Genomic DNA, 18,123 nt, shown 5'->3' with positions numbered 1-18,123 from the left:
GGCTTTGCCAGCTACTGACTGGCAAAGCTGGGCTTATTGCTCCTTGCGCCAAGGTTTGCTGCGTGCTTCATCCGAGAACGTAGGGAAGAGCAACGGCAGTAACAGCAGGGTGAAGAAGGTGGCTGTCACCAGACCGCCCACAATCACCACGGCAAATGGACGCTGTGTTTCCGAGCCTATGCTGTGCGACAGCGCCGCAGGCAGCAGGCCCAGGCCTGCCATCAGCGCCGTCATCAGGATGGGCCGCAAGCGAGCCACGGCGCCATCCAGCACGGCATCCTTCACGCTTACACCATCCAGTATCATGCGCTTGATCTGCTCCACCATGATCACGCCGTTTTGCACCGAGATGCCGGCGAGGGCGATAAAGCCCACCGCGGCGGATACCGACAGATGCAAGCCCGCCAGCCACAAGCCACCCAGGCCGCCAATGAGGGTGAATGGAATCATCATCAGCACCAGCAGCGCATTGCGTACCGATTTGAAGGCGGTAAACAGCAGCACAAAGATCAGCATCAGTGATAGAGGCACAATCACTTCCAGCCGCTGCATGGCGCGTTGCTGGTTCTCGAACTGGCCGCCCCAGGTGATATTGTAGCCAGGGGGCAATGCCACTTGCGCTTTCACCTTGGCCATGGCTTCTTCCACAAAGCTGCCTTGGTCGCGGTCAATCAGGTTGGCCTTGATCGCCACAATACGCGATACCCCTTCACGGCCCACGCGCGATGCGCCTTGTTTCACCTGAATATCGGCAATCTCGCTCAGGGGAATGCTGCCTGCATTGTTGGGCAGGGCAATCGGCAGCTCGGCAATGTCATCCACCGCATCGCGATATTCCTCATTCAGACGCAAGGTGACATCAAAGCGGCGATCGCCATCGTAAAAAGTATTGGCGGCATTGCCTGCCAGCGCCGTTTGCACGGTGCTGTTAACGTCGCCCACTTGCAGGCCATAGCGTGCCATGCGGGCGCGGTCCAGCTGAATATCCAGCTCCGAGTTGCCTGAAATGCGGATGGCAGCCACATCGGTTGCACCTCGGATGCCATTCAGTACATCCACCACCTGGTCAGCCTTGGCTTCCAGAATCCCGAGGTCGGGCCCGAAAATCTTGACCGAAATTTCCCCTTTCACGCCAGAGAGCGCTTCTTCCACGCTGTCCTGAATTACTTGCGAGAAGTTGGTTGGTATGCCGGGGATGGTATGTATCTTGGCCGACATGTCCTTGATCAAGGCTTCCTTGCTGGAAAACTTCCAGGTGTCCTTAGGTTTCAGGTCAGCCAGGATCTCGATATTGTTCGGGCCCTTGGGGTCGGTGCCATCGTCCGGGCGACCCACATGGCTCACTACCAGACGCACTTCCTGATAGCCCAGCAATATCTTGCGCACATGGCGTTCCACTTCCTTGGTTTTTTCCAGACTGGTGGAAGGCGGCAGGCTGATGGTGAGCCAGATATTGCCTTCATCCAGCCGTGGCAGAAACTCGGACCCCAGCCGCGGTGCCAGCAGCACCGAGATGGCGAGCAGGGCAACCGAAACAATCACCACGCGCTTGCGCATGGTGCCCATGCGTACCAGGAAGTTGCGATAGGCCTGCTGCACCTTTTCCAGCCATGGGCTGTGGCTCTCGGCCATATCTTCCCGGCGCATGGTGTAAGAGAGCAGGGCCGGTACCAGCGTCAGCGTCAGCAAAATGGCACCCAGCAAGGCAAAACTCAGGGTAAACGCCATGGGCGAGAAGATTTTGCCCTCCACGCGCTGGAAGGTGAAGATAGGCAGGAACGCCAGAATGATGATGAGCTTGGAAAACAGGATAGGGCGGCCCATCTCAATGGCGGTCTGCTTCAGCGTATGGATGCGCCAGCCATAACTGGCCTGCTGCGGGAATTTGTCCAGCTCGGTCACCGCCAGCCGCACCATCAGCGCTTCAACCAGCACCACGGCACTATCGATGATGATGCCGAAGTCCACCGCGCCCAGCGAAATCAGGTTGGCTGATACGCCGCGAATATCCATGATGATGAAGGCGAACAACAGCGACAGCGGAATCACGCTGGCGACAATCAGCGCCGCACGCCAGTTGCGCAGGAAGACGATGAGGATCGCTACTACCAGCAGGGCACCGACGATGAGGTTTTCCGTGACGGTATGCACCGTATGATCGATCAGGCTGGTGCGGTCGTAGAAGGGGGCAATGCGCACGCCAGGTGGCAGCTTGGCATTCACCTCCTTGGCTTTTTCGCGCAGCGCTTCAATCACCTTGGCCGGGTTCTGGCCCTTGTTCATGAGCACAATGCCCTCAATCACGTCATCGCGATCGTTATAGGACACAATGCCGGAGCGGGTCTTGTCGCCAATCACGGCCTGCCCCACATCGCTGACGACAATCGGCCGGCCATCGCGCGAGGTGATCACGGTCTGGCCAATATCATCAATGCTCTTGAACAGGCCGATGCCGCGCACTACCAGCGCTTCGTCGCCGCGGTGCATGAGGCCACCGCCGACGTTGCTGCTGTTGTTGCCCAGAGCCTGGTTGACCTGGTCAATGCTGATATCAAACCTCTTCAGCAGATAAGGATCAAGCCTGACCTGGTATTCCTTGACCGCACCACCAAAGCTGGTGATGTCAGCCACGCCGGGCACGGTGCGCAGCATGGGGATGATCTGCCAATCCTGAATCGCCCGGATTTCCCGTTGCGGCATGTCCTTGGGCGCTTCGACCAGATAGCGGTAGATTTCGCCCACCGCGGTGGTCAGCGGCGCGAGGGTCGGCTGGTAAGCCGCGGGCAAGCCAACGCCCTGCAGGCGCTCCAGCACTTGCTGACGGGCGAAATAGTCATCGGTATGCTCGGAAAAGGTCAGGGTAACTACAGACAGGCCGGTAATGGATACCGAGCGCATCTGTATCAGGTGAGGCACGCCGCTCATTTCATGCTCAATCGGCAGCGTGACCACGCGCTCGACTTCTTCCGGGGCCAGCCCGGCAGCCTGGGTGACGATGCCTACGTGCACATCTTCTACGTCGGGGAAGGCCTCAATCGGCAGGTTTTGAACGGCAAAATAGCCCGAAATAATCACGGCCAGGGTGCCCAGCAGCACAAACACGCGCTGCTGGAGGGAGAAGGTAATCAGTTTTTCCAACATGGTGTGATCGCCTTATTTGCCTGCGGCCAGCTCGGAATTGAGCAGAATGGCTCCCGAGGTCACCACGCGTTCGCCCAGTGCCAGGCCGCTTTTGACGGTGGCAAAGTCGCGGGCCTGGGTTGCAAGCTCCACGCGGCGTTTTTGCAGGTGGCCAGGGGAGGTCTCCACAAACACATAGCTATACAAGCCTTCGGTAATGAGCGCGCTGTTAGGCAGGCGGATGACTTTCTCCTGAGAGCTTTGCAGCGGGGTAATGCGGGCATACATCTCGGGCTTGAGGCGGCCCTTGCCGTCTACACTGCAACGCACCTGGATGCGCCGTGTCGCCGGGTCCACCATGCCACCGATGGTCAAGACGCGGCCGCTGAAGGTTTCGCCAGGATAAGCATCCACCTCAATGGCCAGCGCCTGACCGACCGATACCTTGGACAAGTCACGCTCCGGCAGATCAATCGATGCCCACAGGGAATTGGGATCGCTGATGATGAACAGCGGGCTGGCGGCGTCTGGCCTTACCTGGCTGCCAGGGTTGATCTGACGATCCACAATCATGCCGTTGATCGGGCTGCGCAAGCTGAAGCTCTCGCCATTCACACTGCCATGGGTACCGAGATTGCTCAGCATGGCGGAGGTACGGGCGGCTTCTGCCTGTGATTCGGCCATGTCAGCCTGGGTGTTTTCAAACTCCTTGCGCGCGATGACGCCGCCTTCCAGCAAGAGGCGGCTGCGTTCCAGCGCCTGTTTCTTGAGCTGCAGGTCGGCTTGCGCCTTACGGTGATCTGCCAAGGCGGTGCCCAAATCGGGGGAGTCGAGCACCGCCAGTGCCTGGCCAGATTTCACCGTATCACCCAACTGCGCGCTGATGCTGACCACGCGGCCGGTGACGGGGGAACTGATGCGTACAGTATGGTTTTCATCAAACGCAATCTTGCCGTTCAATGGTTCGCTGGCAGGCGCGGGAATCGCCGTAACCGCTTCCATTTTCAGGCTGGAGAACTGGCTTGAGCCAGGTTTTAACACGACCTCCTGCGAGGCAGGCGCCGGACTGGCAATGCGCGGCTTGTCGGCGGCAAATCCAGGGGTGGCGACGCTGAGGCAGATCAGGCTGAGAGAAATAATGCTGCGGTTCATGTTACGGAGCTTCCTGTGGTTGGGTGGCTGCCTGCCAGGCGGCCAGGGATTTTGCATAATCGGCGCGCGCATTGGCGGCGTCCAGTTGCAGGGTTCGGTATACACGGCGTGCATCCAGCAGATCGGTCACGCCCATGGCGCCATGCTGATAGGCAAATTCGGCCGCATCAGCCGCTGTCTTGGCTTCTGCCAGCATTTGTTCATCATAGCGACGTACTTTATCGATGGCGGCATTGAGATCAGCACGTGCGCGCGAGATTTCACCCAGCGCAATCGCCTGCGTCTGTTGCCGGGCTTCTTCGGCAGCCGTCAGATTGACTTCGGCCCTGGCGATTTCGCCCTGGTACTGATAGTTGGTGAACAAGGGGATGCTGACCGCTGCGCCCACGGTGTTGCGACTGTCGTCCGGGTAATGCTCATATTGCACGCCCACGGTAATGTCGCGTGTCTGCAGTGACTCGGCAAGCTTGCGTGCTTCCATGGCCTGGGCGGTGCGCGCGGCAGCGGCCTGAATGTCAGCACGCTGGTCCAGCAAGGTCATATCGGTATTGCCGGTATTCGGTGCATTCGCCAGCGTAGGCCATTCATCGGTCAGATACAGGCTGGTGGCATTTTTTTCCTGCCCGATCATATACGCCAGGATGGCTTGCGCTTTTTCGCGGTCGGCCTGGGCCTGGCGTACATCGTTCTTGGCGCGCAAGGCGTCAACCCGGATACGCGCCACATCGGTGGCCGATATATCGCCTGCCTTGAGACGCAGCTCGGCGGACTGCAACACCTTGTCAAAAATGGCCTGGTTTTCCTGCTGCAGGCGCTCGGCCTGCTGTGCCAGCAGCAGATCGTAATAACTGGAGCGCAGATTGAGCGTCTGCTGGCGCATGCTGTCTTGCAGGTCAAAGCGCGAGGCCTTGATGGCATCTTCGGCCACGGCGGTACGCAGCTCACGTTTGCCGCCGCGCTCTATCAACTGGTCAACCCGCACAATGCTGTCCAGGGTTTTATCCTGCAGGCCGCCATTGCCATTGCTGCCATGCAGTTTGAAATTGGTGCTGCTGAGGCTGAGGACGGGGTTGGGTTTCTGACCGGCACTGAGTTTGTCGGCTTGCGAGCCTTCCAGTGCGCGACGGGCAAACAGTACTTCGCGATTATTGGTCTGTAACAGACGCTCGGCCTGAGAGAGGCTGAGGTGTTGCAAGTCGGCGGGTTGTACTTCAGATGTTTCATCCGCATGGGCAAGCGATACCAAGCCCAGCGTGCAAAGCAGCAATACGATGTAGCGGTGTTTCATGGGCACTTTCCTGCAGCTATTCGAAAGGTCAAATTTGCCACCTCTTTATGAGGGCATGATGCGCATGCTAAGCACGCAACCTTATGGTTTGCTTACAACCCAAAAATACTTTTTCACAATGTGAAAAATGTGTGATGAGACTAGCTACTCTACTTCGCTTTGGTGCCATCGCATAGGGCGAGCTGACGCAGGTTGACGGCCTGCTTCAGGCGCTGGCGGGACGCAGCTGGTTGGCGATTTCGATCAGGTTGGCGTCCGGGTCGCGCAGGTAAATTGACAGGATGCGACCGCTAGCGCCGGTACGCTCTACTGGGCCTTCAATCACTTTCGATCCGCATGCTTGCACATGCTGCATGACATCAGGCAATGGGGTGGATGTGATGAAGCAGAGGTCAGCGGAGCCTGGGGTAGGGTGCTCGGCCTTGGGCTCAAACTCATGCTGGTATTGGTGCAGATTGATTTTTTGCGCGCCGAATGCCAGTGCCTGTCTGCCTTGACCAAATCTCACGAGCTGCATGCCGAGCACCTGAGTATAAAAATCGATGGTTGCTTGCATGTCGCGGACGGTGAGTACCAGATGGTCGAGATGGTCAATTTTCATGATGGATTGGGGAAAGGAGGGGGGGGGAATGCAAGCGGCACGTGGCCCGCACTCAAGCCTTGAGCAACACGATCACCGCACCGCTGCCGCCATCGTTGGCACGTGCCTGGGCATAGGCCAGCACTTCATCCTTCTGCATCAGCCAGTTGCGCAGCTTGTGCTTGAGTATGGGTTCGCGGTTACGTGAGCCCAGCCCCTTGCCATGCACGATGCGCACACAGCGTATGCCCTTTTTCTTGCAATCGGCAAGAAACTCGGCGACATAAAGCCGTGCTTCATCCACGACCAGGCCGTGCAGGTCTATGCCTGCCTGCACTACCCAGTGGCCGCGCCGCAGCTTGCTCAGAATGGCGGGGGATTGGCCTTCACGCAGATAGAGCAGCTCTTCGCCGCTCTCCAGTTCATGGGCGGGGATGTAGTGATCGCTGAGCGAGTCGATCAGGGCCTGCCGCTCATCGCGTATGAATTGTTTGGGGATGGGTTTGGGGCGTGGCGGCGTAAAGGTGACCTTGGACGATTGCAGAGGGCGAGCGCCTTTCACTGCCTCGCGAAAAAGCAGCTCGTCGTCGTCCAATGGGTCATCTGCGGGTGTGTCAGTCACGAAAATTTACCAGGTAAGCAACTGAATCAGTTAAACAATAGCCGCTTTTGTGCTCAAGCGGCAATATCACAAACAAAAACGCACGGCAGGGCCAGAGCCTGTTGCCGTGCGCGCATGGTGGCTTGCGCCGCGATGCCTTACTTCAGTTGATCCAGGTAGCGCTCGGCATCCAGGGCGGCCATGCAACCACTGCCTGCACTGGTAACCGCCTGGCGGTAAATATGATCCTGCACATCGCCTGCCGCAAATACGCCAGGCACACTGGTCGCGGTAGCATTGCCATTGCGACCAGCCTTGGTGACGATGTAACCGCCTTCCATTTCCAGCTGGCCGGCAAAGATGTCGGTGTTGGGCTTGTGACCAATCGCAATGAAAACGCCTTGCAAGGGGATATCCTTGGTGGCGCCGGTTTCATTGTTCTTGATGCGCATGCCGGTCACACCGCTATCATCGCCCAGCACTTCTTCCAGCACGGAATGCAGTTCCAGCACGATCTTGCCTTCCTTCACGCGCTCCATGACCTTGTCCACCAGAATGGCTTCGGCCTTGAACTTGTCGCGTCTGTGCACCAGCGTCACCTTGCTGGCGATATTGGCGAGATACAGCGCTTCTTCCACGGCCGTGTTGCCACCGCCGATCACGGCCACTTCCTGATTGCGATAGAAAAAACCGTCACAGGTGGCGCAGGCAGACACGCCCTTGCCAGAGAACTTTTCTTCAGAGGGCAAGCCCAGATACTGTGCCGAAGCGCCGGTAGCAATGATCAGCGCATCACAGGTGTACTCGCCGCTATCGCCGATCAGCCGGATAGGCTTTTCGGTGAGTTTGGCGGTGTGAATGTGATCAAAGATCATTTCTGTATTGAAGCGCTCGGCATGTTTCTGAAAACGCGCCATCAGCTCGGGGCCTTGCACACCATCTGCATCCGCGGGCCAGTTGTCCACCTCGGTGGTGGTCATCAGCTGGCCACCCTGGGCAATCCCCGTGACGAGCACGGGCTTCAGGTTGGCGCGCGCCGCGTAAACGGCTGCTGAGTAGCCCGCAGGGCCAGAGCCCAGAATGAGCAGGTGGGCGTGTTTTGTTGCCATGATGTTAAGACTCCTGAGTACGATTTTTTCTATAGTGTCGATAGTGCGGTAAAGCTTATTTTTCCAGCAGGCTGCGCAGCATCCATGCGGTTTTTTCGTGCAATTGCAGGCGCTGGGTCAGCAGGTCTGCACTGGCTTCGTCCGATGCTTTTTCCACAACAGGGAAAATCGAGCGGGCAGTGCGGACTACGGTTTCGTGACCAGCGACCAGTTCGCGGATCATGTCCTGTGCATTGGGCACGCCATCGGTTTCCTTGATGGAAGTCAGCTTGGCGAAGTCCTTGTAAGTGCCAGGTGCATAGACATCCAGCGAGCGAATGCGCTCAGCGACCAGATCTACTGCCAGCCACAGTTCGTTATATTGTTCCTCGAACATCAAATGCAAGGTGCGGAATTGCGGACCTGTGACGTTCCAGTGAAAGAAATGGGTTTTGAGGTAGAGCGTGTAAGTGTCTGCCAGAAAACGGGAGAGGCCTTCAGCAATCTTTTTGCGATCTTTTTCATTGATGCCGATATCCATGAGGTGTATCCATCCTTTTCTTTTGTTGTGGTTAACGTTATGCCAGACAATTTTTATGTATGGTAGGTTCTCGAAATTAATAGTGCAAATTGATTCTGTAAATTTGCCTGATAAGTATCGCTAACCGGCGTGTGAGGAATACAAGCAGTACCAGCCATAACTGATATAATTCGCTAGTTATTTATATAATAACCGTTAATGATTTATTGTTGCTCAACCACTGTCCGGATAGCCTGATCATCTTGTTCTTCCAGAAAAAAAATCTCCCTTTAAACAGCAAGCGCGAGACGCCCCGTACCGAAACACCGGGCATCGTCAAGGAAGCCTGGTGGCTTGGGCTTGTGGTTGTTGGTCTCTACCTCACCATTATCCTGGTGACATACCAGCGCGATGATCCTTCCTGGTCACACACCGCCAGCGATGCTGCGGTGACCCATAACGCAGGCGGTACGGTGGGTGCCTGGCTGTCGGATATTCTGCTTTACCTGTTTGGTTTCTCGGCTTGGTGGCTGGCGGTGTTTGCCTTTTATGCCATCTGGCTGGTGTATTTGCGTCTGGAAGTCGTCGCGGCTACGCGCAAGCCGCTGTTATTGCTTAATTTCATTGGCTTTGGCCTGTTGCTTGTGGCGTCTGCCAGCCTGGAGTCTGGGCATTTGGTAGCTTTGCCTGCGCAATTGCCTTTAGGGCCGGGCGGGATGCTCGGTAGCGTTTTCGATGGCTTGTTGCGCGGCATGCTCGGCTTTGCTGGCTCGACCATGGCGTTGCTGCTCATGATGGCGGTGGGCTTCAGCCTGTTTACCGGCTGGTCGTGGATCATGATGACGGAAAAACTGGGTGGCGCCCTGGAGTGGGCGTATGCCTATGTGCGCAACAAATGGCAGGACAGGCAGGACCGCAAGCTGGGCAAGGTGGCCGAGCAGCTGCGCACCGAATTTGTTGATAACGAGCGCAAGCGCACCGAAGACCGGCCGCCTATCCAGATTCAAGCGCCTGCGCTGGAGATTCCCAAGAGCGACCGTATTGAAAAAGAGCGCCAGACGCCTTTGTTTGAAACCTTGCCGGATTCTCCCTTGCCTCCATTGCATCTGCTGGATGAACCCAGTGGGGTGGTGGAAGTGCAGTCTGCTGAAACCCTGGAATTCACCTCGCGCCTGATCGAGCGCAAGTTGATGGACTTCGGCATTGAGGTCAAGGTGATTGCGGCCTTGCCCGGCCCGGTGATTACCCGCTATGAAATCGAGCCTGCTGCTGGCGTCAAAGGCAGCCAGGTGGCGAATCTCTCCAAGGATCTGGCACGCGCCTTGTCCGTGATCAGCGTGCGCGTGGTGGAAACCATTCCCGGCAAAACCTATATGGGCCTGGAGATTCCGAATCCCAAGCGTCAGGTGGTGTTCCTCTCCGAGATTCTCGGCTCGCAGGTGTATGCCGACATGAATTCGCCGCTGGCTATCGCCATGGGCAAGGATATTTCCGGCAAACCGGTGGTGGCTGACCTTGCCAAGATGCCGCACGTGCTGGTCGCGGGTACGACGGGTTCGGGTAAATCTGTTGCCATCAATGCCATGATCCTGAGCCTGCTGTACAAGGCAGAGCCCAGCAAGGTGCGCCTGATTCTGATTGACCCCAAGATGCTGGAGCTGTCGGTGTATGACGGCATTCCACATTTGCTGGCGCCGGTGATTACCGACATGCGCCAGGCCGGCAATGCGCTGAACTGGGGCGTGGCCGAAATGGAGCGTCGCTACAAGCTGATGTCGGTGCTGGGCGTGCGTAACCTCGCCGGTTATAACCAGAAAATCCGCGATGCCGCCAAGGATGGCAAGAGCATTCCGCATCCATTTACACTCACGCCGGACAGCCCCGAGCCGCTGGAAGAACTGCCGGTCATCGTCGTTATCATCGACGAACTGGCCGATCTGATGATGGTCGTAGGCAAGAAGGTGGAAGAACCAATTGCCCGTCTGGCGCAGAAAGCCCGTGCCTGCGGCATCCACCTGGTGGTGGCAACACAGCGGCCGTCGGTGGATGTGATCACCGGCCTGATCAAAGCCAATATCCCGACGCGCGTAGCCTTCCAGGTATCCAGCAAGATCGACTCGCGTACCATTCTTGACCAGATGGGCGCCGAAGCCTTGCTGGGGCAGGGCGACATGTTGTACCAGCCACCCGGCACCAGCGATCCGCAGCGCGTCCATGGCGCCTTTGTGTCGGATCAGGAAGTGCATCGCGTGGTCGAGCATATCAAGACCCTGGGCGAGCCCAACTACATTGAAGGCATCCTCACCGGTGCCACCGAAGAAGGTGGCGATGTGGGGGATGGCGGCGAAGGTGGCGGCGGTGGTGAAGCCGATCCGTTGTACGATGAAGCCGTGGCGATTGTGCTCAAGTCGCGTCGTGCTTCCATTTCCTCGGTGCAGCGCCAGTTGCGCATAGGCTACAACCGCGCTGCCCGCCTGATTGAAGACATGGAACGTGCGGGCCTGGTCTCTGCCATGCAGAGCAACGGTAACCGTGAAGTTTTAGCCCCTAACAGCCATAGCGAGTAACTGATGCGATCTTTTCTGAATACCCTTCTGCTGGCTTTCTCCAGCGCCATCATGCTGGCCCCTGCTTTGGCACAGGCCGATGGCCCCGAGCGGCTCAAGGCCTTTTACCAGAATACGGTCGGTCTCAAGGCCCAATTCAAGCAGACCGTCTCCGATGCGCAAGGCCGCAAGGTGCAGGAAGTAACCGGCAATATGCAATTGCAACGCCCCGGCAAATTTCGCTGGGATTACCAGAAACCCTATGTGCAAGAAATCGTCGGCGATGGCCAAAAGGTCTGGCTGTACGACCCTGAGCTTAACCAGGTGACGGTGCGCTCGCTTAGCAAGGCCATCGGCTCCAGCCCGGCTGCCATGCTGGCCGGCAGCAAGGAAATGGAAAAAAGCTTTGCCCTGCAGGATGGCGGTAACCAGGGCGGGCTGGAATGGGTGAAGGCGACGCCACGCGAAAAGGAAAGCGGCTTCGAGCAGATCATGATCGGCTTCAAGGGCGACCAGCTGGCGCAGATGGAGTTGCTGGATAGCTTTGGTCACCGCACGCTTATCGAATTCAGCCAGATTGAGCGCAACCCCACGCTGGCCGCGCAAGCGTTCCGCTTCGTGCCGCCTGCCGGTGCGGACGTCGTAGGCGAGTAGCCTTTTCCCTGCGGACATTGTTTTGAGCGATCTTTTTCAGCCGAATACCCCCGATGCCCCCTTGGCCGAGCGCTTGCGCCCAGCCACGCTGGATGATGTGGTCGGCCAAAAGCATCTGCTGGGCGAGGGCAAGCCGCTGCGGCTGGCATTTCAGTCCGGCAAGCTGCCCTCGATGATCTTGTGGGGCCCGCCAGGCGTTGGCAAAACCACACTGGCGCGGCTGATTGCCAATACCGCCGATGCGGAATTCATCCCCTTGTCGGCGGTACTTTCCGGCATCAAGGACATCCGCGAAGCCGTGGAGCGCGCTCAGCACACCTTGCAGCAATCCGGTCGTCGTACCATTCTGTTTGTCGATGAGGTGCATCGCTTCAACAAAGGCCAGCAGGATGCATTTTTGCCCTTTGTTGAGAGCGGCCTGATTACCTTTATCGGTGCCACCACCGAAAACCCGTCGTTTGAAGTCAACAGCGCCTTGCTGAGCCGGGCGCGCGTGTTTGTGCTGCAGGCCCTCTCTGAAGCTGACCTCGCCGAACTGCTGGAACGTGCCCGCGCCAATATGGCGCCTGAGATGGCGCTGAGCGATGAGGTGAAAGAGCAGGTGCTGGCCTATGCCGATGGCGATGCGCGCCGTTTGCTCAACTTTGTTGAAGGCTTGTTCAATGCGGCGTTGACCAGTGGCCTGACCGAGATCAACGCCGAGTTTTTGCAAAGCACCATGGCGAGCAAGCTGCGCCGCTTTGATAAGGGCGGCGAAGCGTTTTACGACCAGATATCCGCCTTGCACAAGTCGGTGCGCGGCTCCAACCCCGACGCGGCCTTGTACTGGTTTCTGCGCATGATTGATGGCGGGGCCGACCCGCTTTACCTGGGCCGCCGCCTCATCCGCATGGCAGTAGAAGACATCGGCATTGCCGATCCGCGTGCGCAGACCATGACGCTGGAAGCCTGCCAGATATACGAGCGACTGGGCTCGCCCGAGGGCGAGCTGGCGTTGTCGAATGCGGTGATTTACTGCGCGGTGGCGCCCAAGAGCAATGCCGCCTATATGGCCTATAATCAGGCCAAAGCGTTTGTCGCACAGGACAAATCGCGCAATGTGCCCTTGCACCTGCGCAACGCGCCGACCAAGCTGATGAAAGAGCTGGATTACGGCAAGGAATACCGCTACGCGCACAACGAGCCGGATGCCTATGCCGCGGGCGAGCAGTATTTCCCCGATGACCTTGAGGCCATTCAGTTTTACGTGCCCACGCCGCGCGGACTGGAAGGCAAGATTGCCGAAAAACTGGCACGGCTGCGCGAGTTGGATGCGCAAGCCCTGCGTGCCCCAAAGAAGAAATAAACTATCAAGCAGAAATAACGATCAGGAAGCCTTATGTTAGACATACAACAATTACGCAATGAACTGGATACCGTGGTGAGCCGTCTGGCGAGCCGTGGCTTTGCGCTGGATACCGCCAGATTTGAAGCGCTGGAGAGTGATCGCAAGCTGGTGCAGACGCGCACGCAGGATTTGCAGGCCAAGCGCAACGCTACCTCCAAGCAGATCGGTATTGCCAAGTCCAAGGGCGAAGATGTCAGCAGCATCATGGCCGAAGTGGCCGGGCTGGGCGAGCAGCTCAAGGCCGATGAAGAGCGCCTGGGCGTGATTCAGGCTGAGCTGCAGCAGTTCCTGCTCAATATCCCCAATCTGCCGCACGCCAGCGTGCCACAGGGCAAGTCCGAAGAAGACAACGTGGAAGTGCGCAAGGTCGGCACGCCACGCAGTTTTGACTTCGAGATCAAGGACCACACCGATGTCGGTACGCCGCTGGGGCTGGATTTTGATACCGGCGCCAAGCTGGCAGGTGCCCGCTTTACGCTGATGCGCGGACAGATCGCGCGCCTGCACCGTGCGCTTGCCCAGTTCATGCTGGATACGCAAACCGAGCGCCACGGCTACACCGAGTGCTATACACCGTATATCGTGAATGCGGACAGCCTGCGCGGTACCGGCCAGCTGCCCAAGTTCGAGGCTGATTTGTTCGCCGCGCAAAAAGGCGGGCAAGAAGGCGAGGGCGAAGCGCTGTACCTGATCCCGACCTCGGAAGTGACCCTGACCAACACCGTGCGCGACGAGATTCTGGCGGCGGAAAGCCTGCCAGTGAAGCTGACCGCGCATACGCCATGCTTCCGCTCCGAGGCAGGCTCATATGGCCGCGACACGCGTGGCATGATACGCCAGCACCAGTTCGACAAAGTGGAAATGGTGCAGATCGTGCATCCGGAAAAAAGCTACGAGGCGCTGGAAGAGATGGTTGGTCACGCCGAGTATATTCTGCAGGCGCTGGGCCTGCCGTATCGCGTGGTGTCGTTGTGCACTGGTGATATGGGCTTTGGCGCTGCCAAAACCTATGATCTGGAAGTCTGGCTGCCCGCACAGAATACCTACCGCGAGATTTCATCCGTATCCAACTGCGAGGCCTTCCAGGCACGACGTTTGCAAGCACGTTTCCGCAATGAAGGCGGCAAGCCCGAGCTGGTGCATACCCTGAATGGCTCCGGCCTGGCCGTGGGCCGCACCCTGGTAGCCGTGCTGGAAAACTATCAGCAAGCCGATGGCAGTGTAGTGGTACCTGAGGTGTTGCGCCCCTACATGGGCGGGCTGGAGCGCCTGGGCGCATGAGAGCGGAATGGTGAGTCTGAAAAGCCTGAACTGATGCCGGGCTCACAATCGCGCGCATGATCAAATAAAAAACCACCGGACCCGGTGGTTTTTTATTGCCTGCTAATGCTCGTCTTTCTTCTGGTTCAAGGTTTCCAGCAGCGAGATTTGCAGCAGGTAATGCATGCGTACAAACCAGCGGCGCAGAATAATGAACAGCAGGCCCACAATCACCGCCACAGCCAATGTCAGCTTCAGGCTGGGGATCAGCGGCCAGCTCAGCGCCAATAGCAGGATGGTCAGAAAGGCCAGCGAAATCGCCGGAATGCCGCGCGAGATGACGCGCCGGACTTTGTCAGCTTGCGCGCTGGCCAGCGTTTGCGTGGCATGGTCAGCCAGCAGCAGGCTGAATGCTTGCAGCTTGCGAAAAGCCGCAATCAGGAAAGGCGCCGAAAGCAGCAGGGTGCTGCCCCAGATAAGGGATTTCTTCAGATCGATTTCCCCAGCCCAGGCGGGCAAGTGCAACAGCGGGCTCGCCAGCAAATGGCGAGCGGCCACAAATAGCGCCGCTACCAGGCACACATTCACGAATATCTGCAATATCAGCTTGCGGTAGAGGCCTGCCAGCAGCGCGCGGTCTTCGGCGTTGCCTTCGCCTTGCAGCCAGCCCTGGTACCAATCAAAAAAGCGGGCGATCTTGCCAGGCACCCGTTGCGTGAGCCGGTTGGAAAGCGGGTCAGCCGCGCGAATCAGATAGGGCGTCAGCAGCGTAGTGACCACCGAGGTGGCAACAGCAATCGGATACAGAAAATGGCTGGTGACATTCAGTGTGAGGCCGAGCGTGGCAATAATGAAGGAGAATTCGCCGATCTGCGCCAGCCCCATGCCCACGCGCAATGACGTGCGACCATCGTTGCCCGCCAGCAGCGTGCCGGTGCCGCAGGAGATGATTTTGCCGAGAATGACGGCTGCCGAAATTACCATGATGGGCACGGCGTACTCGACGATGGCGTTGGGGTCCAGCATCAGGCCGATGGTGACGAAAAAGATGGCGCTGAACATATCGCGCACCGGCTCAATCAATCGTTCAATAGCGCGTATCTGCTTGGCTTCGGCCATGATGGCACCGATCATGAAAGCGCCCAGAGCGATGCTGTAATCCATTTTGATCACCAGCAGGCAAAAGCCAAACAGCAGGCCCAATACGCTCACCAGCAGGGTTTCATGCCGCTTGAACGAAGCCACATAATCCAGCAGGCGCGGCACCACCAGAATACCTACCACCAGCGACACCACCATAAACAGCACCAGCTTGCCTATGGTGCCTACGGCCTCACCGGTGCTGACGGTGCCGGTTGCCGCCATGCCGGAGAGCAGGGCGATGATGCCGATGGCGAGAATATCTTCCACAATCAGAATGCCGAAAATGAGCTGCGCGAAACGCTCCCGCTTCATGCCCAGCTCTTCCAGAGCCTTGACGATAATGGTGGTCGACGAGATCGCCAGCATGGCGCCCAGGAAGATCGAATCCATGACTTTCCAGCCAAAATACTGGCCGATCTCGTAGCCTATGCATACCATCACCACGATCTCGGTAATGGCCGCGACAAACGCAGTGGCGCCGACCTTTTGCAGCTTGCGCAGGTTGAATTCCAGCCCCAGCGAAAACATCAGAAAGACGATGCCCAGCTCGGCCAGGGTTTCTACCGTTTCCTGATTATGAATCAGCGGCAAAGGCGGCGTATGCGGCCCGATGATCAGCCCGGCGAGGATGTAGCCCAGCACAACCGGCTGCTTGATGCGCTGGAAGACGACCGTCACAAACCCCGCCACCAGCATGATGACAGCGAGATCCTGTATGAAAGAGAGAGCGTGCATGGTTAGTCTGACTGGTCGAACATTATGGTACGGGTTGGTAAGGCGCGATTCCTGTGGTCATGCCGGCATTCACCAGATTGAAATCCGGCAACACGGGCTGATGCTTGGGCTCGTAGCGCTCCAGAATCTTGTGATAGGTGCGGATGGATTCGACAAACACCACCGGTGCACCGCCACTCGCATAGCCGTATTTCAGCGTGGAGTAATGTTCCGCGCGATTAAGCAGGGGCAGGGTTTTTTTCACATCCGCCCAGCTATCCGGGTTCAGCTTCAGGCGCTTGGTCAAAATCCGCGCGTCTTCCAGATGCGCAAAGCCGATGTTGTAAGCGGCCAGCGCCAGCCAGGTGCGGTCTGGCTCGGGGATGCGCTCAGGCAGCATGTCTTTCAGCATCACAATATAGCGTGCGCCACCCAATATGCTTTGCCGCGCATCCAGCCGGTCGGTGACGCCCAGGCGGTCCGCGGTATCTTCCGTCAGCATCATCATGCCGCGCACATTGGTGGGTGAGGTATTGAATCGATCCCAATGCGACTCCTGATAGCTCACCCCCGCCAGTAGTCGCCAATCCAGACCAGTGATTTCCTGCGCCTGCTTGAATAGCCCCACATATTGCGGCAACACATTACGCGTACGCACCAGAAAGTTCGTCACGTCCATCGGGTTCAGCCGCTCGCTGTGCCCGTAGTAGCGGTCAATCAGATTGCGCAGCCGTCCGTCTTTTTTGATCTTCTCGATAAAGGCATTGGCCCGCTGGTAAATCCAGGCCTGCCCGCGTTTGGGGAAGGCCCACGCCACCTGTTCCGGCTTGCCCACGCTCATGCCATCCGCCAGATTTGGGTAGTAATTCTTGAGCATATTCGCCAGATGCGAATCCGCCACCGTAAAATCCAGCGAGCCATCCGCCACCTGCTCCATCAGCTCATCCGCACTGGCTCTCTTCAGCTCCTCCCACTGCAGGGCAGGGGCACGCTCTTTCATCTCGCGCAGGCGCTCGGCATAGCTTGTTCCCGCAGGCACTGCAATACGTTTGCCGATAAGGTCTTTGATGGTTCTTGGTGGCTTGCTTTGCGAGTCGTTGTAAATGACTTTTTGCTGGGTGGTCTGGTAGGGCACGCTGAACTTCACCAGATGCTGGCGCAGCTTGGTAATACTCAAATCCGCCGCCGCAAAATGCGCCTGCCCCTTGAGCAGCGTCGGAATCACCTGCGAAATATTCCCCACCACCAAAAACTTCGCGCTGTACTCCGGCCCCAGATCCTTCATAAACATCTGCACCAGATCATACTCAAACCCCGCGTTCTGGTTCTCGCCATCCACATAATAGGTATTCGGTCCGTTGTGCGTTACCACAATCAACTCTTTGGTAAGCGGCCTATGGGCGGGGCTGTCGCCAGATTGCTCGCAGGCCGAGCAAAGAAAGGCCAGCAGTATGGTCAGGAATATGCGCATCGGCCCAAGTTTCGCCAAGTTTTTGGGGTTTGTCCAGTTAGAAAATTGAACCAGTGAAAGAACCTGTTCTGTTTCAGGTTTTAGTACCGCTAAGCTTATTTGTATATGGGCGAGTGAGTTGCAGGTGTTGCTGCTGGTGGAGAGGGCGGGACATTTTGAGATGGGTTCTTATTCGTCTGAAATCTCGTCAAGACCCTTTTGGCACATGGGGGGTGATCTCGTCACGAGTTGTCAAAGTGATCGCTGCCGTGTCATAAAATCGAGACAGCTTGCAGTGAATATTTTAAAGAATAACCTAGCGGGATTTTTGCAAGAAATGGTGAAGATTATATAACGGTCGCAATATATGCGAGGTCGGGCGCGTCGATTGTGAGACCAGATCCGTTATGTTTCCATGAGCTATCCTAAGCCACATACGCATATAGTCTCGCCACATACTCCGGTGCAGGTCTGGGACGGAAGAGATCGATACAGTGTTTTCATCTCGTCACAACATATAGCGAATATTCATGGATGCTATAAATATACCCCTTCATGAATAAATTTTCACAGACGTGCAATTCTGTCAAAATCGGTGCCAATTTTCCCCAGGAACTAAA

13 protein-coding genes are annotated in these 18,123 nt (G+C 57.4%); 4 read left to right on the top strand and 9 right to left on the bottom strand.

What is annotated here, in order from left to right:
* Window positions 1-33 precede the first annotated feature (33 nt).
* From FNL37_RS07960 to FNL37_RS07930, 7 genes are all read right to left on the bottom strand, one after another.
* Complete coding sequence (locus tag FNL37_RS07960; RefSeq protein WP_159355750.1) at window positions 34-3,141, bottom strand: efflux RND transporter permease subunit; 3,108 nt, start codon at window positions 3,139-3,141, stop codon at window positions 34-36.
* A 12-nt stretch (window positions 3,142-3,153) separates the two neighbouring features.
* Complete coding sequence (locus tag FNL37_RS07955) at window positions 3,154-4,272, bottom strand: efflux RND transporter periplasmic adaptor subunit (protein ID WP_159355749.1); 1,119 nt, start codon at window positions 4,270-4,272, stop codon at window positions 3,154-3,156.
* 1 nt (window position 4,273) lies between these two features.
* Window positions 4,274-5,560, bottom strand: coding sequence for a TolC family protein (locus FNL37_RS07950; RefSeq protein ID WP_159355748.1), 1,287 nt, complete (start codon window positions 5,558-5,560; stop codon window positions 4,274-4,276).
* Between the two features lie 205 nt (window positions 5,561-5,765).
* Window positions 5,766-6,161 (bottom strand): VOC family protein, encoded by a 396-nt coding sequence (locus FNL37_RS07945; RefSeq protein WP_159355747.1) that lies wholly within the window; start codon window positions 6,159-6,161, stop codon window positions 5,766-5,768.
* 52 nt (window positions 6,162-6,213) lie between these two features.
* A complete protein-coding gene (locus FNL37_RS07940) occupies window positions 6,214-6,735 on the bottom strand; it encodes a Smr/MutS family protein (protein WP_015829935.1) in 522 nt (173 codons plus the stop codon).
* A gap of 164 nt (window positions 6,736-6,899) precedes the next feature.
* Window positions 6,900-7,850: a thioredoxin-disulfide reductase gene (trxB, locus tag FNL37_RS07935; protein WP_013442044.1), complete on the bottom strand. Its 951-nt coding sequence runs from the start codon at window positions 7,848-7,850 to the stop codon at window positions 6,900-6,902.
* 55 nt (window positions 7,851-7,905) lie between these two features.
* Window positions 7,906-8,370, bottom strand: a complete 465-nt coding sequence (locus FNL37_RS07930; protein WP_013442045.1) for a Dps family protein — start codon at window positions 8,368-8,370, stop codon at window positions 7,906-7,908.
* Window positions 8,371-8,612: 242 nt separating this feature from the next.
* Here FNL37_RS07930 and FNL37_RS07925 point away from each other — a divergent pair, with 242 nt between their 5' ends.
* Genes FNL37_RS07925 through serS form a run of 4 tightly spaced genes read left to right on the top strand, consistent with a single transcriptional unit; the run spans window position 8,613 to window position 14,217 of the window.
* Window positions 8,613-10,916, top strand: a complete 2,304-nt coding sequence (locus FNL37_RS07925) for a DNA translocase FtsK (RefSeq protein ID WP_425325804.1) — start codon at window positions 8,613-8,615, stop codon at window positions 10,914-10,916.
* Window positions 10,917-10,919: 3 nt separating this feature from the next.
* Window positions 10,920-11,549, top strand: a complete 630-nt coding sequence (gene lolA / locus FNL37_RS07920; RefSeq protein WP_159355745.1) for an outer membrane lipoprotein periplasmic chaperone LolA — start codon at window positions 10,920-10,922, stop codon at window positions 11,547-11,549.
* A 22-nt stretch (window positions 11,550-11,571) separates the two neighbouring features.
* The gene (locus FNL37_RS07915) at window positions 11,572-12,894 is read left to right on the top strand and encodes a replication-associated recombination protein A (RefSeq protein ID WP_159355744.1); all 1,323 of its coding nucleotides are present in this window, start codon (window positions 11,572-11,574) and stop codon (window positions 12,892-12,894) included.
* Between the two features lie 33 nt (window positions 12,895-12,927).
* On the top strand, window positions 12,928-14,217 hold the full coding sequence (gene serS, locus FNL37_RS07910; RefSeq protein ID WP_159355743.1) for a serine--tRNA ligase: 1,290 nt from the start codon (window positions 12,928-12,930) through the stop codon (window positions 14,215-14,217).
* 102 nt (window positions 14,218-14,319) lie between these two features.
* On the opposite strand, the gene FNL37_RS07905 is transcribed toward serS, so the two are convergent.
* A complete protein-coding gene (locus FNL37_RS07905; RefSeq protein ID WP_015829942.1) occupies window positions 14,320-16,074 on the bottom strand; it encodes a cation:proton antiporter in 1,755 nt (584 codons plus the stop codon).
* A 22-nt stretch (window positions 16,075-16,096) separates the two neighbouring features.
* Window positions 16,097-17,524 (bottom strand): membrane-bound lytic murein transglycosylase MltF, encoded by a 1,428-nt coding sequence (mltF, locus tag FNL37_RS07900; RefSeq protein ID WP_159355742.1) that lies wholly within the window; start codon window positions 17,522-17,524, stop codon window positions 16,097-16,099.
* Window positions 17,525-18,123 lie beyond the last annotated feature (599 nt).

The sequence above is a fragment of the Methylovorus glucosotrophus genome (genome assembly GCF_009858335.1).
GTDB classification, from domain to species: domain Bacteria; phylum Pseudomonadota; class Gammaproteobacteria; order Burkholderiales; family Methylophilaceae; genus Methylovorus; species Methylovorus glucosotrophus.
Note: the sequence above shows the minus strand (reverse complement) of the source record. Positions and strands in the feature narration are given on the sequence as shown.

Coding starts and splice junctions, on each gene's coding strand:
- lolA (WP_159355745.1), top strand. CDS start 10,920: ATGCGATCTTTTCTGAATACCCTTCTGCTGGCTTTCTCCAGCGCCATC.
- FNL37_RS07930 (WP_013442045.1), bottom strand. CDS start 8,370: ATGGATATCGGCATCAATGAAAAAGATCGCAAAAAGATTGCTGAAGGC.
- serS (WP_159355743.1), top strand. CDS start 12,928: ATGTTAGACATACAACAATTACGCAATGAACTGGATACCGTGGTGAGC.
- FNL37_RS07955 (WP_159355749.1), bottom strand. CDS start 4,272: ATGAACCGCAGCATTATTTCTCTCAGCCTGATCTGCCTCAGCGTCGCC.
- FNL37_RS07950 (WP_159355748.1), bottom strand. CDS start 5,560: ATGAAACACCGCTACATCGTATTGCTGCTTTGCACGCTGGGCTTGGTA.
- FNL37_RS07945 (WP_159355747.1), bottom strand. CDS start 6,161: ATGAAAATTGACCATCTCGACCATCTGGTACTCACCGTCCGCGACATG.
- trxB (WP_013442044.1), bottom strand. CDS start 7,850: ATGGCAACAAAACACGCCCACCTGCTCATTCTGGGCTCTGGCCCTGCG.
- FNL37_RS07905 (WP_015829942.1), bottom strand. CDS start 16,074: ATGCACGCTCTCTCTTTCATACAGGATCTCGCTGTCATCATGCTGGTG.
- mltF (WP_159355742.1), bottom strand. CDS start 17,524: ATGCGCATATTCCTGACCATACTGCTGGCCTTTCTTTGCTCGGCCTGC.
- FNL37_RS07960 (WP_159355750.1), bottom strand. CDS start 3,141: ATGTTGGAAAAACTGATTACCTTCTCCCTCCAGCAGCGCGTGTTTGTG.